This window comes from Polyangium jinanense, from assembly GCF_028435365.1.
In genome coordinates this window covers 43,245-64,567 of sequence record NZ_JAGTJJ010000040.1, presented here as the reverse complement: position 1 = coordinate 64,567, position 21,323 = coordinate 43,245, and the positions used below count along the sequence as shown (strand labels likewise).

The following is a 21,323-nucleotide window of genomic DNA, read 5'->3' as shown; positions in this document are numbered from 1 at the left end:
CCGCGGGAGCGCCGCACGAGGGCATAACGCCAAAGCTCGCGCGCCGAAGGGGCGCCATGCATGCGGGCCATTTCGGCGTGATGCGCGCGCGGGGCGCTGCCGCTTTGGTTTCGTACGTCGATGCCCAGAGGAGGATGTTCCATGGCGATCCAGACTTTCGATACGCTCTCGCGACAGAAACAGGCGGCTTTTCCGGACACGCAGCAGCGCGTCGGCATGTACCTGTGCGGCCCCACCGTGTACGGCGACGCGCACCTCGGCAATGCGAAGACCGCCGTTGCATTCGACGTCGTCCGGCGATGGATCGAATACCGCGGCCACCGCGTGCGATTCGTCTCGAACGTCACCGACGTCGGTCATATCACCGAGGACGCGCTCGACGAAGGTCGCGATCGTATCGCCGAACGCGCGGCGCTCGAGCGGGTCGAGCCGATGGAGATCGCGGATCGGTATTTCTGGAAATACTTCGACGAGATGGGCCGGCTCAACGTGCGCAGGCCCGACGTCACGCCGCGCGCGAGTGGCCACATCCCGCAGCAGATCGAGCTCGTGGAGGAGCTCCTCTCGCGCGGCCTCGCCTACGTCGCGGACGGGTCGGTGTACTTTCGGGTCGCGGCGTTTCCCGGCTATGGAAAGCTCTCGCGGCGGGTGATCGACGAGCTGGCCATCGGGACACGGGATCTCGTGCGCGGGAACAAATCCGATCCGCGTGATTTCGCCATGTGGAAGAAGGCCGACCCGTCCCACGTGCAGCGCTGGAAGTCGCCCTGGGGCGAGGGGTTTCCGGGCTGGCACCTCGAATGCTCGGCCATGGGCTTGCAATACCTCGGCGAGGGCTTCGACATCCACGCGGGCGGGCTCGATTTGCAGTTCCCGCACCACGAGGCCGAGATCGCCCAGGCCGAGGGCGCGGGCCGACGCTTCGCGCGGCTCTGGATGCACGGGAACATGCTGACTGTGAACGGAGAAAAGATGTCCCGCTCGAAGGGCAATTTCACCACGCTCGCGGACTTTTACGCGAAGCACGATCCGCTCCTCCTGCGGTTTCTCTTCGTGCAGAGCCATTACCGGGCGACGGCCGAGGTATCGGCGGAGACGCTCCAGGCGGCGACCTCGGGCCTCCGTCGGCTGCGGGACCTCCGGCGCGAGCTCGCGCGGCGCGCCGGGGGAGGGCCTCCAGGCCATGCCGAGGCGCTCGAAGCGCGCCTCGCCGCGGCGCGTGCTGCCTTCGAGGCGGCCATGGACGACGATTTCGACACGCCCGCCGCCCTCGCGACCCTCTTCGTGCTGGCCCGCGATCTCCAGGCCGCGCTCGCGGGTCCCGTGCCGCAGGGCACGATCCTCCACGCGCTCGAGCTCGTGTCGTCGCTCGGCGAGGGCGTGCTCGGGCTCCTGCCGGAGGAGCGCGACGCGCCGGATGCGGAGCGCTTCGACCGGGTGATTGCATTGCTCCTCGAGGAGCGTGCGCGCCACCGCGCCGGCCGCGATTATGCCCGGGCCGACGCGCTGCGCGCGGGGCTCGCGGCGGCGGGTATCGAGATCGAAGACGGGCCCGACGGGGCGCGGTGGACGATATCTACATGAGAGGCGGATTCGTGGTGGCAGGCGCGGGAATCAGATCGCGCGGCGTCACGCCGTCTGCGACGTGGCGGCCCGGCGCTCGTCCCACCACGCCCGGAGCGCAGTGGCCTCCGCGCCGACGGTCGTTTTGGCCGCGTCTTCGAGGCCTTTTCGCTCCTCGGGCGTCAGGTACCAGCTCAGGGCCGCGTCGCCCGAGAACTCGAACGTCACCTGCTGGAAAAAACTCCCCCCGAACCGTTTGTCGAGGTGGAAACGCCGCGCCACGGCCTCCACCTGCTCGTCGTTGCGGAAGCGCATCACGCTCTCCCGCGCCGAGAGCACCGCCGAAATCGGGGACGTCATGCCTTCGAGGGCCCGCGCGATCCGGGCGCTGAAATCGTTGCCCGCGGTCTCCGGCCGCTCGATGCCGTCGCGGATCTGCACGAGCAGGATACCGCTCACGTTCTCTTCGATCCAGCTCGTCCGGAGCAGCTCGTCCAACCAACAACACGCGAGGTTCACGCCATAGTTGTCCCAGTAGCCCGCGTCCACGACGCGCCTGCGGGGCACGGTCGGCAGCACGGCGGCGGGGGACACGAACGGGAAGGAGGCGCTCATGCGGGCCGCCGTCGCGAGGCGCAAGGTGTCCCTCGATTGCACCGGAAAGAGCCGCCCGAGCTCGTACCCGGAGCGCGCGTACACGACGCGCTGGCCCTCCTCTCCGATCGCCGGCCCGTGCTGGACGAGGAGCGCGTCGAGGCAGAGATTCGAGATCAGCAAGCGTTTCCCGTCCTCGACGAGCATCGGGCTCCATACGAGCGAAGGGCGCCACCCGGCCCTTTCGTCGGGCCCGAGCAGGGAGAGCTTCGTGCCGAGGGACGGCATGTTCTCCACGAACGCGTTTTCGAGCGCCGTGCCCCGGTCGTGGAGCTCTCGTTCGCCCAGGGGTTTCGTCCACTCCCAGATACGCGCGGGCAGCTCGCTGAACACGAGCGCCGCGGCCACGCGCGACAGGCACTCCTTGGCCACGTTGGCGACGAGCCAGTCCGATCCCTCGGCGTCCGGGGCGGCTTCTCCCGCCGTTGCTTCTTTGTGATACTCGGACGAACCCGCAGTGATCGTCGGGCCTTCGAGGGTCGCCACCCAGTACGATGCGCCCACCATGCCGCCGGAGGCGCCGCTGATCATGCGGACGTGATAAGGAAATTCTCGACGCTCCGAGAGATCGAGCTGTCTTTCGAGCTCGCGGAGGACGGCCGCGGTCCAAACCGCCGCGCGGATCCCGCCGCCGCTCGTGCAGACCAGCACGAGGGGCCGCTTCCGGCCGCTCTCGTCCGTCCAGCGGAACTCGGCCATGGACCGCGGCAAAAGGCCCGATCCGCTCGCGCCGGTCGCCTCGTAGTCCGCGAGGTGTGTATGCCCGGCCGCCTTGCACCCGCGCTCGCAAGGCTCTTGTTCGAGGGCCGGATAGACGTCCTTCAAATCGGCGAACCTGGCCCGATATCGTTTCCGGCCGAGCACGTAGAGCAAAAGGACGGCTCCGCCGACCAGCAGCATGGAATGCCACTTTTCGAGCCAGTACACGAAAAAGCCATCGATCGCGCCGAGCAGCGCGAAGAGGACGCAGAGGCCCGCGGCCGCGGGAATCTTCCTCGCCGGGAGGCAGCTCGCCACGACGTACATCCCAGCGAGGAGCGCGAAAAACGCCGTCGCGTACACATGCTCGTGGAGCATCTCTCGGGGCGCGTCCGCTCGAAAGTCCGCAGACAGGCAATGGCCGATGCCGTGGATGCACGGCCTGATGCGCTCACCGATGCCCTGAACACGCGAAAGGATCGCGCCGTTCGTCCCGCCGAAAATGAAGCCCAGCGTGAGGACGAGGCCGAGCTCCGCTCCCAGCAGCGTATAAACGGACGTCCCGAGACGTTCGAAGATCCGCTTGGGGTCGCTCCACGGGACCCCGTTCCATTTGTAGAGGACGCGGGAAACGACGGAAGCGACGACGACCATCGCCAGCACGCCCCAGAGCGCGCCGAGGTAATTCAGGACGTCGAGGGGAATGCCGTGCCCGCGAGAGCGATGAAGCTCGTCGGGCGAGACCAGGTAGCTCACGTAAAAGAGCTCGCTCGCGAGCAGCGCCATGGAGAGCCCGATGGCGAACTGGGCCTTGCGGGATTGTCCACGGAACAGGTACGGCAGGCCAAACGCTCGCCCGAGATCGTAAAAGAGCATCCCGAGGACCACGACCAGGGCCCCGAGCAGGAGCAGGTGCCTCGAAAAATCGAAGACGACCTGGATCACCCACGGCGGCGCGGCGATGAGCTTGCAAAAGGCTTCCGTCATGGATCGTTTCGTCAGGGCGTTCGCGGCCACCCGAGCCGGTGCAAAAGCGCCTCCAGGTGTTTCCACGCCGGCGCCGATTTCACGCTCGGGTCCCGATCGACCTCGTCGAGGAATCGCTGCAGCTTGTCAGCGAGCCCGCGCTCGGTATCACTCAACGCGCCCTCGAAGCGCGGGTGCAAGAGGTACGCAGTCGTCCCCGTCCGGGCGAGCAAGCTGTCGAGGAAGAGCTCCAGCCGCCGTGCAGCCTCGGCCCATGCCTTGTCGCTCTCCTCATTTCGCCCGGCCGGGGGCGGCGTCGATTGCATGTTCACCCAGTCGAGATCGTTCCCCCAGAGGCTTTGCTCGAGCGGCGACCAGAACAGCGAGAGCGCCGTGCCGAACCGACCGACGGGCGAGCTCGCGTCCGCCTTCGCGGGCACACGCGCGCGCCGGACGGCATCCGCGATCCGGTGGAAATTGTCGTCACGCAGGGAGAAACCAATGAACAGCATGTGACGCATCAGGAGCAGCGCCTGCACGATCCCCGCGAGCGCCTGCCGGCGGAGGTCGTATCGCATGTAATCCTCGCGCGTCAGGACGATGTTGTCGGGATCCGTGACGCACCCGTGCATCTTGAGCACCCAGCGCGAAGCCCCGGAATGGGGCTCGTGGGGCAGCACCGAGACCGTCATCCCGGCCGCGTTCGAGGCGCGCTCGAACAGCGTATCGTAGTTCGTCGTGATGACCTCTCGCGCGGGGAGCGCGGCGAGCAGCGCATGCGACAGGGCATACCCGTGGACACGGGCAAATGCATCCGCGATTCGCGCCCCCAGGATGCGCTTGCTCGCCTGCGGCTGCATGCCCGTCTCCATGCGCAGCTCGATGGCGCGGGCCTGATCGAGCGCGCCGAGTTCCTTCAAGGCGCCGAGCTCCTCCTCGTTCATCCCGGCATCCCGAGCGAGATCCCGGATCAAACCTCCCCAATCCGGCAGGCCGGCATTCTTGCTCACGCCCGCGCCGATGAAGAGCACGAGATCGCCGTTCGCGGCCACGTGCGCGAGACGCTCCCCCGTGCGCCATAGCTGTTCATCGAGATCGGGCCAGGCCGAGGGATCCGCACCGCGTTGCGCCTGCGCGGACGCATACGTGAGTTCGTCGTTGCTCACGAGCGCGATGTCCACGTCCTTCGCAATGGCCAGCCGCTGCAGGACCGGGACGAGCGCGCGCACGATGTCCCCGGTCCAGTGCCGCTTGCCGCCGTACCGCGTGCCGATGACGGGCAGCGCGAGCAGATGCTTGGCCCGCCCATTGCGCGGAGGCGACCCGTTCGCGCGCAGGTCGTCCGTCACGCGCTCGATGAACTCCTCGGCGCCCGCGACGAACCACGAGACGTCCGTGCTCGGGACGGCCCCGACGTTGCCGACCCACGGGCGTGGTAGGTGGTCTTCCCATTCGACCACCTTGAGCACGCGTTGCGTTCCGCGCCGCCATTCCTCTGTCGGCTGGGCCCAGCGCAAGGACCCACCCTGGAGATGGCTGAACGAACGTGTCCAGCTCCGCGACGGCATCGCGTCGATGTCGCAGGGCACGAGCCACGCGTCGCAGGAGAGCAGCGTGAGATCGCCGTGCACGATGAAGAGGTGACCGCTCATTTTCGTCTCCACTCGCGGGCGAGCGCGAACACACGAACGTTATCCTTTTTGGCGAGGTAACGCGAGCGGCTCGTGGGGTCGTGGATGTTCTCGGCGCGAAGCGTGATCTGCCTCCGCGTCTCGTCGAGGGCGTCCCTGCCGGCCGCGGGGTCCCCGGCGGCGAACAATGTCTCGGCGACGGCGAGGCGGAAGGGGACGTCGAAATAGCCGGCCCCGTCGAGCGCGAGAAACGATGGCAGGCGCTTTTCCACGGTCGCGAGGGCCTCGTCCACGCGGCCGCAGGCGACGAGCGCGCGCAGGTGTGTGCCTCCGTGCCAGTACATGAGCATGCTTCCCGCGTCTCCCACGGCGGTGACGGCCCGCCGCGCGTGCGCCTCGGCGAGCGACGCCTGGCCCCGAGAGAGCGCGATTTCCGCAAGGACACGAAAGCTGGCAGCCTCGTAGAACGCACCCACGTGGGCGCCGAGCGCCCTCCGCGCGAACGCCTCGCTCTCTTCCAGGCGCGACGGGCCGTCCCATTCGAGCAAGGTCTCGCTCATATAAAATGCCGCGTTCGCGATCTGATACCCGTCCTGGATTCGCTCGGCGATGGAGAGGGCCTCTCGCGTATACGCCTCGGCGGCATCCCGATCGCCCATCTCCCGCGCCGCGAGGCCGTGGAGGACGTGCGCCATGCAGAGCTCGTGAAATACTCTCCCCTCGGCGAGCACCTCCACACCCCGGGCGGCGAGCGCTCGGTTCTGCTCCAGATAGGGCTCCACGTACATCGCGGCGAGTGCCTGCCACATGAGCGCGAGGCCGCGCGCCCGGGGTTCTTCGAGCGCCGGGAGCTGCCCGAGGCGCGCGCGGGTCTTTCGACGTACCTCGATGAGCGTGACCGGAAAAAGCGCCGTGGCGATGTAGAGCAAATTGGCGGTCGCACACACGAATGCGGGGAGCGCGTCGGGAGGAGGCTCGACCTGACACACATCCTCCGCGAGCTTGAAGAAAGGATCGAGGGCCTTCATCTGCGGCAAGGCGTGGATCATCCGCTCCGCCGTCCGGCACCACCACGAGCTCCCTTTCGGCAGGATCGAGAGCGCTTCGAGCCCCGGCGAGGTCGACTCCGGCCACACCCCCAGGCCGAATTTTGCGATAGCGAGGACCGCGAGGAGCTCCCCGCGGAGAAGGCCCTCCGCCCCGCAGGCGAGCCCTTTCGACGCGCGTTGCGCCGCTTCCCGGAGATCGTTCCGCCCGAGCGACTCCGCGGCCGCATTTGCGTAAAACCGCGCGGCCCGCGCGAGGTCTCCGCCTTCCTCCGCGTGCCCCGCGAGCGCCATGGCGTCGGCCTCGCCTGCGCCTTCGAGCCATGCACCCGCCGCGAGATGCGCGGTGTTCCGATCCGCCTCCGTCACGAGCCCATACGCCGCGTCCTTCACGAGCGCGTGGCGGAAGCCCATCTGGATTTCCCGTGGAAATCGGCTTTCCTTGTGCCGCTCGACGAGCTCCTCCTCCACGAGCCGCGCGAGCCACCCGTCCACGTCGTCGCGCGCCCCCCACGCCGCGATGATTCGACGTACCGCGCCTGCCCAGAACATCTCGCCCACGACGCTCGCCGCGCGGAGCAGCCGCCGCTCCGGCGACGATAGTTTCGACAATCGCGCCTGGAGCATGGCCACGACCGTCTCCGGCGCTTCGCTCATCTTGCCTTCCGCCGCGGCCCGGATGAGCTCCTCCAGGAACAACGCATTGCCCTCGGAGAGGTTTCCCATGCGCTCGACCATTTCGGGGCTGATGGCATTGCCGAGCACGCTCTTGATGAGCCGCTCGATCGCCCGCCGGCCGAGCGGCCGCAATGACATTTGATGCATCCGCGAGGGGGCCATGGTTGGCAGCAGCGCGCGCGTCTCGGGCCGGCCCAGGCAAAACACGAACAGGGGCATCTCGCCGTCGCTGCGCAGCACGCTCCGCACGAGCTTCACCGTCAGCGCGTCGCCCCAGTGCAGATCCTCGAGGACCAGGATCACGGGCTGCGCCGTGCACGCGGACGCCATCCACGCGGAGAATGCTTGCCCGATCTGCTCCTCCATCACCTGCGCGTCGTTTCGCGCGGCGAGCAGCGGCGGGCTCGTCTCGGCAGGGAAGGGGACGCCGCAAAGCTCGCCGAGGAACTCGCCGACGCGCCGCCGGTTTTCCGCGTCCACGTGCGCGCAGAGCCGCTCGATCACGACCTCTCGCGCGCGCTCGGGATCCTCGATCGCGTCGAGCCCCGCATGTTTCCGCAATGCGTCCCGCAAGACCCCGTACGGCGAGCCCGCGGTCAGCGGATCGCCGTGGCCCACGAGGAGCAACGCCTCGGGGTACGTCGCGCGAATCCGGCGCGCGAGCTCGCCGAAGATCCGCGATTTGCCCGTCCCCGGCGGCCCGAGCAAGAGCATTCCTTGCGGCTCACCGTCCTCGAGCGCCCGCCCGAGCAGGCCTTCGAGCGCCATCAGCTCGACCTCGCGCCCGACGCACGGCGTCGGTTTGCCGAGCAGCAATCGCCCGGCGCCCTCGTCCGGGCGCTCCGCGAGCAAGAGCGTCCCGTTCGCCTTGTCCCGGGTGACGAACCGCGTATCGAGCAGCGCGGCCGTGACCGTGTCGAGCCAGACGCCCTCCTCGGTCGCGTGGCTCTGGTCTTCGAGCAGCTTCATGGCTCGCGTGACGGCCTCGTTCATGCGTGCCCTTCGCCGCATGGATGCGCGGCCCGTCACCACGCCGATTCGCGCATCGGGCCAGAGCTCGCGCAGACAGAGCGCGCCGCGCGCGGCGATGCGCGCCTGGTCCGTGACCATTCCGCGTGACGTGATGGACGCGAGGATCGAGCCCTCCGCGAGCTCCTCCAGATCGAACCTGAGGAGCGGCAGCGCCCGCCGCGCCGCCTCCATGCGGTCCTTCTCCGTCGGCGGAGCCTCGCCCGGATCGCCGCTCTCCGAAGGGCCGAACGTCGCGAGCACGACCGTCACGAGCGTCTGCTCGCCCGCCTCCCGCGGCGCCGCCGGGCCGTGCAGCGATACGGGCAGGGTTTGCTCCGCTGTGACCGCAGGCAGCGCGGAGACGAGGGTTCGCAGCGCCGCGCCGTCCCTCGGACGCCGCTCGGCGTTTCGGTTCAGCATTCGAAGGAGAAGGTCCTCCCATTCTTGCGGGACGGCGGGGTGCAGGGCGCGCACCGGGGTGGGCTCGTCGTAAAGAATGCGCGCGAGCACGCCCGCGACATGTTCCGCGTCGAAGGCGGGCCGCCCCGTGAGGCATTCGTAGAAGATGCACCCGAGGGAAAACACGTCCGTCGCCGGCCCGATTCTCCCGCCGTCGGTGAGCTGCTCCGGCGCCATGTATTGCGGCGTTCCCACGTGCGTGCCCGTGGCCGTGATCGGCTTCGTCGGCCGGAGCGGCCGCGCGATGCCGAAATCGAGCAGCACCACGTCCGCGCTCGCCCCGCCGCGCAGGAACAAATTCGCGGGTTTTACGTCGCGGTGCACGATCCCCTCGGCGTGCACCGCCGCGAGCGCCTCCGCCGCGCACGCGAGCACGGCGAGCGCGTCCTCCGCCGCGAGCGGGCCTCGCTGAAGCACGCGGTGGAGATCCTCGCCGTCGAGCCATTGCATCGCGAGATACGCGTGCCCGGCATCGAGGAGCCCGCGCGCGACGTAACGCACGATGCGCGGGTGCTTGACCCGCGCTAGCATCGCCGCCTCGCGCTCGAAGCGGGAGGGGGTGTCCTTGGCGTCCGTCGGCAGCGGGATCAGCTTGAGCGCCACCGCCGCGCCCTCCGAACGGTCGATCGCGCGGTAGACGGTGCCCATTGCGCTCCGCGCGACGAGGTACTCGACCTCGAACCGTCCGGCGACAAGCTCCCCCGCCGACAGGATACGCATCCTGGGCCCCTCCCACCGTACCTACGCGCTACGTAGCCTACTGGACGCGCAGAGCCGATGGAAGGGTCAACGTTCTCAGACCCGATACGCGGCGGCGTGCTTGTCGCAAAGCCAGAGGTAATGGCCCTCGGGGGTGAGCACCTTGCGCAGACCGCCCCAGGCTTTTCGAGGATCCAGGTCGTCGAGCAGGCTGCGCACGATCCGGAGTGTGGCCCCGTCGACGCGCTCCAGGCGGTCGTCTTCGTGGCGATCGCGGAGCGAGAGGGAATCGTCTTCCTCGCCCTCGATCTCCGGGAGCTTCTTCACGAGCTCCTGCATGAGTTTGATGTCGTTCGCGAACATCTTCTGGTACTGCTCCGGGGCGAATCCCGCGGCTGCGCCGATGAGCGGGGCCGTATACTTCAGGATCGAGGTCACCTTCTCGATGTAAGGCGCGATCCTCCCGAGCCATTTCGGCGAAAGCCGTGTCTTGTATCGCCCACTTTCCACCGTGAGGTGCGCCTCCCCGGGCGCCTCGCAGACGAGGTGCAGCTCCACGGTCTGCCCGAGCAATCTTTGCTTCCAGGCCCCGCCCCGATCGGGCCGGAGCACGAAGAGCGAGGGGCAATGCGTCTCCTCGAGACCCCGCATCGCCTGGAATGATCGCAGGAGATCGCGCTGTACGATCTCGGTCAGAGCGCGGATGTGTGTCAGGTGCTCGTCCTGCTTCGCGGTCATCACGTCGAGTTTGCGCATCACCTCGTCGAGGGTCGAGGCTGTCAGGCCGAAAAGCATCTCACGGATGTCCACGTCGGGGTTCTCGATGTCGCCCCCGAAGGCCACGGGGCATTGAATGAGCATGCGTTTTCGTTCGAGCGCCTTCTGAAGCTGCTCGAACTGGAATTCGTGGGTGCAGGGCAAACCATCGTGCCCGGGGCAGGGGATGAACCGCTCCACCCTGAGGCCGGGAAAGCGTTTCAGCGTGAACTCAAGGCCGTCGCGTAGCAATGTAAAGAACCCGTGCGGGGCAGGGCCTCGGACGGTGAGGTGGAGGCAACGCCCCTCGGGGAAGGCCTGCACGAGAGCGAGGTGGTCCTCGGGGCCGTCCGTGAAAAGGGCGCCTTGGCGAAAATGGATACGCGTCGTGAAGCGATGCGTGCGGGCGATGAACCAGGTCGGGATGCCTGCGGGCAGCGTCGCGTCGACCTGGAAACGCATCGAGACCTCGCGTTGGCCCAAGCGCTCATCGAATTGGCGTTGCAGTTCGGGCGGGGCGTCGTGGGAAAGGCGCTCGACGACGATGCTGACCTCGCGGTTGTCGAGGGTACGGTAGGAGAGGTCGAATTGCTCCATCAGACGCAGGAGATGGTCCTGCAGGTGCTGCGGGATGTCCCTCGACCAAAGTCGATCCATCTCGGCGTGTGTGAAGATGCCGCGGCGCTCGATGACGTCGCTCGATTCGAGCACGCGGCTGATCGCCTCGGTGGCCCAGTGGGGGTCGAGCAGGACGATGTCTTGGAGCTCGGGGTTGTCCTGAAAGAACAGGATGTCGCCCAGCTCGTGCAGCCAGGTGGCGAGAATCTTGTGGCGGTCCTCCTCGACACCGTGGGCCTTCATCGTCGCCCAGAGATCTTGGGGAATGATGTGATTCTTGTCGATTGCGCGAATAGCGTTCGCTGCATTGAGCCACGTGCGAGGCCAGCTCTCGCCCATCAGGGGGAGATTCGCAGCGTGCTCGGCGATCGCGTGGAAGAGTGCCTCGATGCCCGAGGAAGTCTTGTTGCTGACGGCGTATTGTTCCACGACCTGCGGGTATCGCTGGCGGATGTCGCGGAGCGGCAGATCGGCCGAGCGTTCGTCGACGTGCGTGGCGACGAGCAGAATGGGGGACTCGGGGGCACGCGCACGGATGGTGTCGAGCCAGTAATAGAGGCGGCCTTGCTCGTGGCCGTGGCGCGCGTTCCAGACGAGCAAAAAAATGGACCGGTTCGTGAGGAAGAACTGGTGCGTCGCGTGATAGATCTGCTGGCCGCCGAAGTCCCAGGTCGAGAGATCCATGGCTACGCCCTTCTCCGTCGGGTGCGGGACCTGCAGGGGGCGGACGGCGATGCCGTGGGTCGTCAATTCATTTGGGTTGAAAGTCTCGTCGCGGAGTGCTCGGAGGAGCGAGGTCTTGCCGACGCCGCCCTGACCGACGACGAGGAGCTTGGAGATCCATTGCCGAGTGCGGCTGCGAGCTTGGTCACGGAGGTAGGCGAGGACGGCGTCTGAGCCTTGCCCCACGATCTCCGGCGGGATGCGTGAGAGAGGGCAATCTTTCACATCCAGCCTTGTGAGATTGGGAAGTTTGCCGAGCTCGACAGGTAGGTCCTCGATCGGATTCCCTCGCAGCAACAGCATTTGCAGATCTTGGAGCGCAGCGATGGCCGGGGGGACACGGCGCAATCGGTTAAATCCCAAGCAAAGTGCCCCCAGGCGCTTCAGCCGAAGAGCCCAGGGCGGGATTTCTTCCAAGGCGCAGCCGTAGAGCTCGAGTACGCAAAGGAACTCCAACGCTTCGAGGTTGGGCAATTCCACGTCGGTGAGCTCGGAACATATGAGAACGGTCAGCTCCTTGAGCGACGACACAACCCGCATGTCCCTCAACCATGGGCCTCCGAGCTCGAGGCGAGTGAGCCTGGGTAGCTCGACGAGGACGTCGGGGACGGCGCGCAGGCGCGTGCGCGTGAGGTCGAGCTCCTTGAGTTGGGACAAAACCGCGAGGTCGTCGGGCAACGCGTGAAGTGGGTTATCGCTCAGGTTGAGGCTTCGTTGGGACGTACAAGCGAGAAGCTCCTGCGGTAGATCCGTCAACTCCAAGCCCCTGAGATCCAGCTTGATACTCCCCTTTCGCGCCGCATCGATGCACCGCCTGCGCGCCTCCTCGAACCCCTTGCTCCCCATCGTGACCCTCTCCCGACCCAGCCCGACCGTACCGGAACACGCGCCATCGAGGAAGGTAGAACGCGTGGAGGCGAAGGAAGAGGGCGTCTTAGCCCTCCTCGAAGGCGTGGACGTGAAGGGTAGAGGGCGTCCTAGCCCTCCTCGAATGCGTGGACGCGAAGGGTAGAAGGCGTCCTAGCCCTCCTCGAAGGCGTGGACGCGAAGGGTAGAGGGCGTCGTAGCCTTCGTCGAAGGCGTGGACGCGAAGGGTAGAGGGCGTCGTAGCCTTCGTCGAAGGCGTGGACGCGAAGGGTAGAGGGCGTCGTAGCCTTCGTCGAAGGCGTGGACGCGAAGGGTAGAGGGCGTCGTAGCCCTTCCTCGAAGGCGTGGACGCGAAGGGTAGAGGGCGTCGTAGCCCTTCCTCGAAGGCGTGGACGCGAAGGGTAGAGGGCGTCCTAGCCTTCCTCGAAGGCGTGGACGCCTCACTCGTACCACGTCGGCACGATCTTCCGGACCTCCGGCAGCGCTGCGATCCGGCAGATCTTGTCCCACGCCGCATCCACGAGCGCCCCATGGCGTGCCACGCACTCGGCTTCTCCCGTCGGGAAGAAATACAGCGTCTCGGCCGGCACACTGCACCCCGCGCGGCCGCGCGACGATCCCGCCTCGATCGTCGGCGCGATCTCCCGGACGCGCGCGACCAGCGCGTCATTGCCCGTCGGCAAGCAAAACTCGACCGAGCCGTCGTTCATGCATCCCGTCTCCTTCGTGAATGCGATCTCGTTCGTCGGGCACGAGGAGACCAGATTCGAAGGCGCATCGACGGGCGGATCCCCGGGCGGGGCCGCGCAACTCGCGAGTCCCAGGACGACGAGGAGGGACAGCCGCGACGTTTTCATGGCTGGCTTCCGGCGGGGCGGCGGGATATCACCTTTCACGTGGAGATCTTCGTCTACAGCCGCGGCGCTGTCGAGCGGGTTGCGCCGCACGACGTCCCCCATGTGATCGTCTCGATCTCGTCAAGCGAGTCCGACCAGGCTCGAATCCCCGCGTCTCCACACTGTCGCGCTCTTCTCCGCCTCGCCTTCGCCGACGCAGACGCGAAGACGGAGTCCATTCCCGAAGCGTCCCTCTTCTCGCGCGCCCATGCCCGCGCGATCTGGGACCTCGTGGAAGCGCACCTCCCGCACATCGAGCGGCTCATCGTCCATTGCGACGCTGGGATGTGCCGCTCGCCGGCCGTCGCCGCCGCCATCTCCAAGATGCTCACCGGCGACGACGCCGAGTATTTTCGCCGGTATCGGCCGAACATGCGGGTGTATCGGACGATGCTGGAGACCTACCACGACGCGAGAGCCGACGAGGCCGCCGGGGGCGACACGTAAAGCGGAGGAACCCATGGCGAACGGCCCCGCCGGCCTGCGTCCTTTCCCTACTGCAGCATGATCGTGTCGCTCACCGGGGGCCAGACCGTGCCCTTTGCGTCCGCGAATTCGACGTAAACGGTCTTCGTGCCGCTGCCGGGTTCGAGCATCCAGGTCGTGGTGGGGGTGAATGCCTGCCACGCGCTCCAGTTCATGTTGTCATTCGAGAAGCGCACCTGCACGTCGCCCACCACCACGCTGGCGCCGTCCATCACCGCGCCGTATTGGCCGAGCCAGAACTCCGTGTCCTGCCCGCCGTCTTCCACGTACACGTAGCGGAGCCCCGGCCCGTAGCCGGTGAACGTCTGCCCCACGATCTGCCAGGCGTTGTTCGCGGTGGACATCGTCCCGCCCGGATTGAAGGAGGCGAGGACCGTATTGTCGGCCGCCACGAGCTCCACCTTGAAATAGTAGGAGTCTCCGTAGTTCGGCCCAAAGCCCTGGAACCATTCCCCGACGGTGATGGGAGGCGCCGCGTCGAGATCCGCCTGCGAGAATCCGAGCATCGTCAGATCCAGGACCTGGCTGCGCTTGCCCAGCGAATAGGACGTGATGAATGCGCTCTGACCGAACAGGTACGCGCTCGTGGTGCTCGCCCAGCCGCTGCCTCCGTTCGCCAGGATCTGCCATCCCGAGAGGTCCCCAGCCTCGGCGCCGGGGTTCGTGAGATGATTGCCAGGCGGCTGGAGATACAGGGTGACCGAGGTCGACGCGGTCAGCCCGGCGCCGGCCTCGATCGACACCTCCCCCGGGGCGCCCATGCCGACGGGCGTGCACGTGAGGCCATTGCCGATATAACCGCTCTTGCACGCGCAGCCATACGCGCCCGGCGTGTTCTGGCAGTCCGCGTTCACGTCGCAGTCCGTCATGCCGAGCTGGCACTCGTCGATGTCGTCGCAGGTGACGCCGTCCCCCGTGTAGCCCTCGTTGCACGTGCACGTATGCGCTTCAGGCGTGTTCTCGCACGTGGCATTCGGGTCGCACCCGCCGCCATCCACGCACTCGTCGCCGTGGGTGCACGTCTTGCCATTGCCGATATAGCCCGGGTCGCACTTGCATGCATACCCGCCGGGGATGTTTGTGCACGTGGCGTGCGGGTCGCAGGCCGTCATCCCGAGCTGGCACTCGTTGATGTCGGTGCACGTCTTGCCGTCGCCGGAAAACCCGGGCTTGCAGGTGCAGGAATACGACCCATTCGTGTTCTGGCAGTTGGCGTTGGGATCACAGGACGCGGCCTGCTGGCACTCGTCGAGCTCGATGCACGTCGTGCCGTCCCCGAAATAGCCGGTCTTGCACGTGCACGTGTACGCGCCAGGCGTGTTCTCGCATGCCGCATGGGAATCGCACGTGGCGCTGCCGTTCGTGCATTCGTCGATGTCGGTGCACGTCTCGCCGTCGCCCGTGAAGCCCTCGTTGCAGGTGCAGACCGGCCCGGCTTCCGCGTCGGCGCAGGTCGCGTGCGCGTCGCAATCGACCGTGAGGCAACTGGGCGGCTCATCCCCTGCGCCGCCCCCGCCATCCCGCGCCACGCCTGCCGCGCACCCGCCGAGCGCCGCCGCCATCACAAGCAAACCCGAGGCCATCTTCCATTGCGTCAGCATGACCGGTCTCCTTTCCTCGCCGTCCGCCGCCTCGCCGCAGCGAGGACCAGAGCCATACCCGCGAATGCGATCTCACGGCCGCCGACGTCCCCCACCATGCGGCAGCCGCAATTGCTCTTGCTTCCCGTGCCACCGTTGTCGCCGCTGCCGCCCTGGCCCGTGCCGCCTCCCGTCGCGCTGGTGCCCCCGCTGCCGCCGTGGCCTGGGCCGCCGCCTACCTCGAAGCTCGCGCCGGTCGAGCCACCAGAACCCCCGACGCCGCCCTCCACGTCCTTGCATTGGCCAAGCTGGCACGCCTGGCCCGCGGGGCAGAGCGTGCCCATGCAGCTATCGACGCAGGCGCCGGCCTCGCAATGCGCCCCCTCGGCGCAGATCACGCCGAGGCACGCCGGATCGAGGCAGAGGCCACTGGAAACATCGCACGCCTTCCCCGCGACGCAGGGCAGGCATTCGCATTTGGCCACGCAAACACCGGCGTCGCAGACCTGATTGTCGCCGCAGGTCACGCCCGCGCACGGATCGACGCACGTACCCACGCGGCAGACCTGGGCGTGCGGGCAAACGACGGAATCGCAGGGCCCCTTGCAGGCGCCGCCGACGCATACCTTGCCTGCCGGACAGGTCACCTCCTTGCAGGCCGGCTCGACACAATACCCGGCGCTGTTGCACACGAGGCCGGTCGTACAATCGAACTCGCCGCCGGAGCATGCCTCCACGCAGGTGCCCTTGTCGCAGACGTAGCCTTCCTGGCAAAGGTCGCCCTCGTCCGCCGTGCCATTGCAGTCGTCATCAAACCCGTTGCACTTCTCCGGCACGGCCGGCGAGAGCTCCTGGCAGGTCGTGCCCGCCGCCGTGCACTGGGTGACGCCCGAGGCGCAGATACCGGGCTTGCCGGTGTCGCAGGGTTGCCCCCCGCCCGCGCAGGTGACGCCGGTGACGAAGTAGACGGCGTCATTGAAGTCGCCATCGTTGTTGAAGGAGAACGCGCTGGTCGAGCCGTCCTCGAAGCCGATGTAGAAGGCGTTGGCCGCCTTCTTCGAGGGGTAGATCAGCGCCGTGATCCAGGGCGCCGGCGGGTTGCAGCTGGTGCAGACCTGGTTCCAGGCGGGATTGGAGTAATGGGTCTGGGTGCAGAACTCGTTGGGATCGCCTACCAGGGCGAACCCGACGAGGCCGCCCTTGTAGCCCGGATCGTTCTTGATGTCCGTGCCGCTGAACGACGTCCCCACGGGGGCGCCGCCCGGAATGATGACGTGGAGGTCGGCCGCGGTGGGCGGCAGACCGGTCTCGTTGTACCAGGCGAAATCCAGGGGGCAATCGGCCCCGTGCAGCATGAAGGTGGCCGTGAAGCCACACAACGGCGAGAAGGTGTTGGGCGTGGCGGCGGCATCCACTTGCCAGTCGATCGGCTCGCCCTGGTTCGCGAAGAACGTGCTGAGCTGTATCGGGTCGGCGGAGGCCTTGGGCACCGTGCTCCCGTCCGGTTCCTTCACCGCAGCGGCGGCGGTGGAGGTGGCGAGGACGAGGGCGAACGACAAGGGAAAGATCCTGTTCGGTCGCATCGTGTTCCTTGGGGCTGCGCGCGGGCGCGCGTGCGAGCGGCAGCGCTGCTGGGGAATCGGGCAGATTCTCGCCGGGATCGATGCGGCTTTTCGTTTGATCCGCAATGGATCCCGCGGGTGTGGTTGGCACGCGGAACGCAATCCTAGTACGAGGAACGGAAATGGGTCAACGGCTCCGTCTCGACATGCTTTTTCAGGGACACCGGATGGTCGGAACGGCTCCGATTGCCGACCTCGCCGGCGGAGGTGGCGGAGGTGGCGGAGACCTGCTCTCCGAGCGGTGCGTGTTGACACCTCCCGTGATGTCGATGTCATGGTGGGGCCATCGCCCCTTCATTCCATGGGATGGGCGGAGACAGGAGACTACGAACATGAGGACCTTCACGCAAGACGGCCGAGTCGCGCGCGCTGCGCGGTATTCGGCCGCGCTGCTGCTTCTGGTCGGGCAGGGATGCACGACCAGCACGGAGAAACCTTCGGAAGAAACGGAGACGGCCGAGGCCACGGCGAAGATCCAGGGGCCGACGTCCTTCCTTTCCGGCGATCCGCTTCCATACGTCTGGCCATGGGGCGAAGAGGAAGAAGAGGAGGAAGAAGAGGAAGAGGAGCAGGCCTTCGCGGCAAAGGGCGCGCTCGATGCGCCGAGCACGACGAACGCGCCGGGCGACATCTACGAGGTGCTCGGCGACGGGTACGTGCTCGACCTGAACCCCTGGCGCGGCCTGCTAGTCATCGACGTGCACGACCCGGACGACCCGCGCATCGTGGGTCGCCTGCCAATTGCGGGGAGCGTGGTCCAGATGCACGTGAGCGGCGATCGCGCACTCGTGCTCCTGGACGGCGGGCACGATTATCGACCCGATCCGGCGCGAATCGCCATGCAGGGCAGCACGAACGCGGCCATTCTGGAGGTCGACATCAGCGATCGTGAGCACCCCGAGGTCCTCTCGCGGACCGCGCTCTCGGGCAGCGTCAAGGCCAGCCGCTTCGAGAGCGGCGCGAATGGGGGCGTGCTCTACGTGGGCACCACCGAGTACGGCTTCTTCCCCGTTCCAGGGACGGGGTACTCCGAGGGGCGACATCAGACCTACATCAAGCGATTCGCGCTGACGAGCAACGGGCTCTCCCACACGAGCACCGTCGGCTTCCCCGGTACCCTGCGGGGCCTCGCACTCCAGAGCGGCGCGCTGGTCGCGGTGCACAACGCGAGGGTCGTCCAGGATCCGGCGAATCACGTCAGCATCATCGACATCGGGGCGGGCGGCACGCTGAGCCTGCGTGGCAAGGTCATCACGCCGGAGGGCCTTCTCAACGAGGCCCAGGTGGATCTGCGCGGCTCGACGCTCCGCGTGTTTTCAGGGCCGCAATTCGACAGCGAGACGCAGGGCGTGCACCTGCAGACGTGGAACGCGTCGGGACCGGGAAACCCCACGCTGATCGAGCAGACGGACTTCGCGCCCGGCCAGGCCATTCACGGCGCGTTCTTCACCGACGACAAGGCATACATCTCGACCACGCTCGGGGAGAATGGGACCCTTCACGCGTTCTCCGTCGACGCGGCGGGGCACGTGGCGGCGCTCGGGGCGTCGTCCCAGCCAGGCCTGGAGGACCATTTCCGCTCGGTCTTCGGGGGCAGCCGCCTGGTCAGCGCCGGTCGGACCGGCACGTGGTATTACCACGTCGCGGTCAGCCTCTACGACACGAACAGCTCCAATCCGCTGCTCGCGCGCGCCGCCGTGGACCCGGCCACCACCAACTGGCAGGGGGAAGCAGAGCTCGCCGCCAATACGCGCGCGTTCGCCGTGCTCGAGAACGCGGTGAACGTGCAGGCGCCGAGCGGCGAGACCGAGACGGGGCTCGCGCTCGTGGCGTATAACAGCGGCGACTGGGGCAACGTCCCCTATACCGCCGGCGTGCAGCTTTTCACGTTCTCGGGCAGCACGGTCACGCGCCGCGGGCTCCTCCCGCTGAACAGCCGCATGCTCCGCGGGTTCCCGACCTCGGGCACCGGCGCCGCGGGCCTGACCGCGACCGAATTCGGCCTGTACGACCGCAGCAACGTCGACAATCCTACGACGCGTGGGCATCTCTTCCTCGCGCCGAATTACGTCGGCATCTACCGCTACGGCAATTACCGGGTGCGCGTGCAGAACCCGGAGGACACGACCTACTGGTCGAAGCCCACCGTGAAGGCGCGCGTCGAGGTCATCTCCGGATCGGGAGACGCGCAATACGCGAAGACGCTCGCGAGCATCGAGGTGCCGCCGAACGCGTATTATTACAAGGTCGGCCATCTCTTGACCGCAGTGCGGATCTCGAACTGGCAAGAGTACACGATCACCACCATCGACCTTTCCAATCCGCTGCACCCGAAGTCGCTGGGCGATTTCGTGGCCACCGGGCTGCCGTTCCCCGGGAACTGGGAGCCGAGCATTCACGCGACGCACGCGTCGCTCAGCTTCGTGGCCGTCCCCCATGACGCGACGTACACGACCGTCGGCGACGTCGATAGTTGCTGGTATTATCCGATCGACCAGTACACGAATTGCTACGGCGAGGAGGGCTGCACGTACTGGACGGGCCGCATGCATTGCCAGGCGCCCCTCGGCACGGGACAATTCGCCTGCGACGGCGGCTTCGTGCAATGCACCGACCACGTCGGCACCGACCCCACCTGCGTGCTCGCCGATTTCGAGACGGCGCAGCCGTACATCAACGGCTACTGCGAGCAAGGGACCGCATATCGCGAGTTGCGGAACGCCCGCGTCGGCGTGCTCGATCTCTCGGATCCGGCGCACCCCGTGGTGCGTCCGACCATCACGTTCGGAGCCGACGAAGAATACGTCAGCAGGTTCTCGGACGGCGAGGACCTCTACATCACGACGAAGACGCTGGCCACGAAGCCGGGCGATCCCCGGCCGCACGCAAGATATTTCGTCGAGAAGATCGACCTCGGGCAGCCAGGGCAGCCGGTCGTATCGAAGATCAACGTGCCCGGGCAGGTCGTCAGGGTCGACGATGACGAGCTCATCACGCGCGATCCGGTCTGGGGCGACGCGTTCCTGGAGTCGGCCGTGGCCCGGGTGGAGCTCGACGACGGCCTCGCCGAGCTGAAGAATTATCAGCGATTCCCCGGCCGCGAGGTGCATTCCGTCGTCGCGGACGAGGACGGCCGGCCCACCGTGACGCACAGCCTCGTCTGGAAGCCTTATTGGCCGTTGCCCCTCGGGCAGCCGTGGGATGCGAGGAGCAAAGTCGTGCTCTTGAAGCCGGCTCCGGGCTCCGGCGTGCGCGGGTACAACGTGCGCGCGCAATCCCTCATTCAATCATGGATGGAGCTCGACGGAGCCCAAGGGGACAATCTCTTCTTCAACGTCCCCGGCGGCGTGCTCACAGTGGCGGCCAAGCCCAATCACCTGAAGGCGCTAAGCTTCTTCTACATCCCGCAAGGCACGTTCTCCGAATACTGGCCGGAGCCGCAGCCCACCCTGCTCGTCGACGGCGACGACGTCCTCTTCGCCGCCGGACGTCGAGGCCTCTTGCAGGCAGACGAAGACGACGTGAATCTGCCCGGAAGCCAGTAGCGCTTCCGTCACGGCGCGAGGCCTGGTCTCATCGCGAGGCGTCGCGCCGGGGCGCTGCCCCGGGCCCCGCGGGGGCTGTTCGCCCCTCGACCCGAACCAGGGCAAGCCCTGGACCTCAGGGGGAAGAACTGCGCGATGCGCAGTTCTTCCCACAGGCCGGTGGCAAGACCAGAGACGGCGTTGCCAGTCACGGCGGTCTTGGTTGGCAGGGCCTTCGCTGGTCTTGACCTGGCCTGTTCGATGAACTGCGCATCGCGCAGTTCATCGACCCCGGGTCCAGCGCTTGCGCTGGTCCGGGTCCAGGGGCGGATAGCCCCTGGTGGGGCCTGGGGCAACGCCCCAGCGCAGCGCCTCAATTCGATGTTTTCGGCGGCGCCGCGAATGCGGCTCGAATGACGTCGGGCCGACGCAGGCCGTAGCCCACCCACGCGATCACGCCGACGAGGGGCGGGAGGAACCATGGATCGCCGACGCGGACGTGGATCGCGGTGGCGCCGCCGAGGTAGGCCGCGACGAGGATGGCCCCGACGAACGCCGTGCGCGGGATCAGGAACAGGATCACGCAGGCGACCTCGACGACGCCGATGGCCGGGTATTTTTCGATGGGGAGGCCGAGGTGCTGCGCCCCCTCGAGGACGGCTGGCGGCGGCGGTTGGATGAATTTGCCAGCCGCGCTGACGCCGCCCATGAAGAGCGCGACGAGCCCCGAGAGCACCCACCCAGCGATCGCGAGTTTGCGTGAACCTGCAGGTCGTTCCATCGCGGGATGGAAGGATCGGAGCCGCGGCCGCGTCAAGGGGGGATCACGGAATTAGGCGCGCTCG

The 21,323-nt window shown here is 67.3% G+C and carries 11 protein-coding genes and 1 pseudogene; 3 read left to right on the top strand and 9 right to left on the bottom strand.

Translation table 11 applies throughout. From position 1 onward, the window contains the following. Window positions 1-141: 141 nt before the first annotated feature. Window positions 142-1,584 carry a cysteine--tRNA ligase gene (cysS, locus tag KEG57_RS39155; protein WP_272425227.1) on the top strand — a complete coding sequence of 481 codons (1,443 nt, stop codon included), beginning with the start codon at window positions 142-144 and terminating at the stop codon, window positions 1,582-1,584. Window positions 1,585-1,629: 45 nt separating this feature from the next. On the opposite strand, the gene KEG57_RS39150 is transcribed toward cysS, so the two are convergent. The 6 genes and pseudogenes from KEG57_RS39150 to KEG57_RS39130 form a co-directional block, all read right to left on the bottom strand. After that, window positions 1,630-3,903 carry a patatin-like phospholipase family protein gene (locus KEG57_RS39150; RefSeq protein ID WP_272459449.1) on the bottom strand — a complete coding sequence of 758 codons (2,274 nt, stop codon included), beginning with the start codon at window positions 3,901-3,903 and terminating at the stop codon, window positions 1,630-1,632. An 11-nt stretch (window positions 3,904-3,914) separates the two neighbouring features. Next, window positions 3,915-5,534: an SIR2 family protein gene (locus KEG57_RS39145; RefSeq protein WP_272425233.1), complete on the bottom strand. Its 1,620-nt coding sequence runs from the start codon at window positions 5,532-5,534 to the stop codon at window positions 3,915-3,917. Continuing rightward, a complete protein-coding gene (locus KEG57_RS39140) occupies window positions 5,531-9,427 on the bottom strand; it encodes a serine/threonine-protein kinase (RefSeq protein ID WP_272459448.1) in 3,897 nt (1,298 codons plus the stop codon). The genes KEG57_RS39145 and KEG57_RS39140 overlap by 4 nt, the downstream gene beginning before the upstream one ends. Window positions 9,428-9,502: 75 nt before the next feature. Continuing rightward, window positions 9,503-11,728 (bottom strand): COR domain-containing protein, encoded by a 2,226-nt coding sequence (locus KEG57_RS39135; RefSeq protein WP_272425237.1) that lies wholly within the window; start codon window positions 11,726-11,728, stop codon window positions 9,503-9,505. 345 nt (window positions 11,729-12,073) lie between these two features. After that, window positions 12,074-12,349 (bottom strand): annotated as a pseudogene (locus KEG57_RS56260) (hypothetical protein); the annotation flags it as partial. Window positions 12,350-12,810: 461 nt separating this feature from the next. Further along, on the bottom strand, window positions 12,811-13,227 hold the full coding sequence (locus KEG57_RS39130; RefSeq protein ID WP_272459446.1) for a hypothetical protein: 417 nt from the start codon (window positions 13,225-13,227) through the stop codon (window positions 12,811-12,813). A 39-nt stretch (window positions 13,228-13,266) separates the two neighbouring features. Here KEG57_RS39130 and KEG57_RS39125 point away from each other — a divergent pair, with 39 nt between their 5' ends. Further along, entirely contained in the window at window positions 13,267-13,713 is a 447-nt protein-coding gene (locus tag KEG57_RS39125; RefSeq protein WP_272459445.1) for a protein-tyrosine phosphatase family protein, read from the top strand. Window positions 13,714-13,760: 47 nt separating this feature from the next. On the opposite strand, the gene KEG57_RS39120 is transcribed toward KEG57_RS39125, so the two are convergent. After that, window positions 13,761-15,353 carry an EGF domain-containing protein gene (locus tag KEG57_RS39120; RefSeq protein WP_272459444.1) on the bottom strand — a complete coding sequence of 531 codons (1,593 nt, stop codon included), beginning with the start codon at window positions 15,351-15,353 and terminating at the stop codon, window positions 13,761-13,763. Next, on the bottom strand, window positions 15,347-16,915 hold the full coding sequence (locus KEG57_RS39115; RefSeq protein WP_272459443.1) for a hypothetical protein: 1,569 nt from the start codon (window positions 16,913-16,915) through the stop codon (window positions 15,347-15,349). Before KEG57_RS39115 ends, KEG57_RS39120 begins: the two co-directional genes overlap by 7 nt. Before the next feature lie 371 nt (window positions 16,916-17,286). Between KEG57_RS39115 and KEG57_RS39110 the strand changes: the two genes are divergently transcribed. After that, complete coding sequence (locus KEG57_RS39110) at window positions 17,287-20,499, top strand: LVIVD repeat-containing protein (RefSeq protein ID WP_272459442.1); 3,213 nt, start codon at window positions 17,287-17,289, stop codon at window positions 20,497-20,499. 352 nt (window positions 20,500-20,851) lie between these two features. Here the strand turns inward: KEG57_RS39110 and KEG57_RS39105 are convergent, their stop codons facing one another. Next, window positions 20,852-21,259 carry a DoxX family protein gene (locus tag KEG57_RS39105; protein ID WP_272425243.1) on the bottom strand — a complete coding sequence of 136 codons (408 nt, stop codon included), beginning with the start codon at window positions 21,257-21,259 and terminating at the stop codon, window positions 20,852-20,854. Window positions 21,260-21,323 lie beyond the last annotated feature (64 nt).

Excerpts from the sequence above, each read along its gene's own strand:
- cysS (WP_272425227.1), top strand. The coding sequence starts at position 142 with ATGGCGATCCAGACTTTCGATACGCTCTCGCGACAGAAACAGGCGGCT.
- KEG57_RS39150 (WP_272459449.1), bottom strand. The coding sequence starts at position 3,903 with ATGACGGAAGCCTTTTGCAAGCTCATCGCCGCGCCGCCGTGGGTGATC.
- KEG57_RS39145 (WP_272425233.1), bottom strand. The coding sequence starts at position 5,534 with ATGAGCGGTCACCTCTTCATCGTGCACGGCGATCTCACGCTGCTCTCC.
- KEG57_RS39140 (WP_272459448.1), bottom strand. The coding sequence starts at position 9,427 with ATGCGTATCCTGTCGGCGGGGGAGCTTGTCGCCGGACGGTTCGAGGTC.
- KEG57_RS39130 (WP_272459446.1), bottom strand. The coding sequence starts at position 13,227 with ATGAAAACGTCGCGGCTGTCCCTCCTCGTCGTCCTGGGACTCGCGAGT.
- KEG57_RS39120 (WP_272459444.1), bottom strand. The coding sequence starts at position 15,353 with ATGCTGACGCAATGGAAGATGGCCTCGGGTTTGCTTGTGATGGCGGCG.
- KEG57_RS39115 (WP_272459443.1), bottom strand. The coding sequence starts at position 16,915 with ATGCGACCGAACAGGATCTTTCCCTTGTCGTTCGCCCTCGTCCTCGCC.
- KEG57_RS39110 (WP_272459442.1), top strand. The coding sequence starts at position 17,287 with ATGAGGACCTTCACGCAAGACGGCCGAGTCGCGCGCGCTGCGCGGTAT.
- KEG57_RS39105 (WP_272425243.1), bottom strand. The coding sequence starts at position 21,259 with ATGGAACGACCTGCAGGTTCACGCAAACTCGCGATCGCTGGGTGGGTG.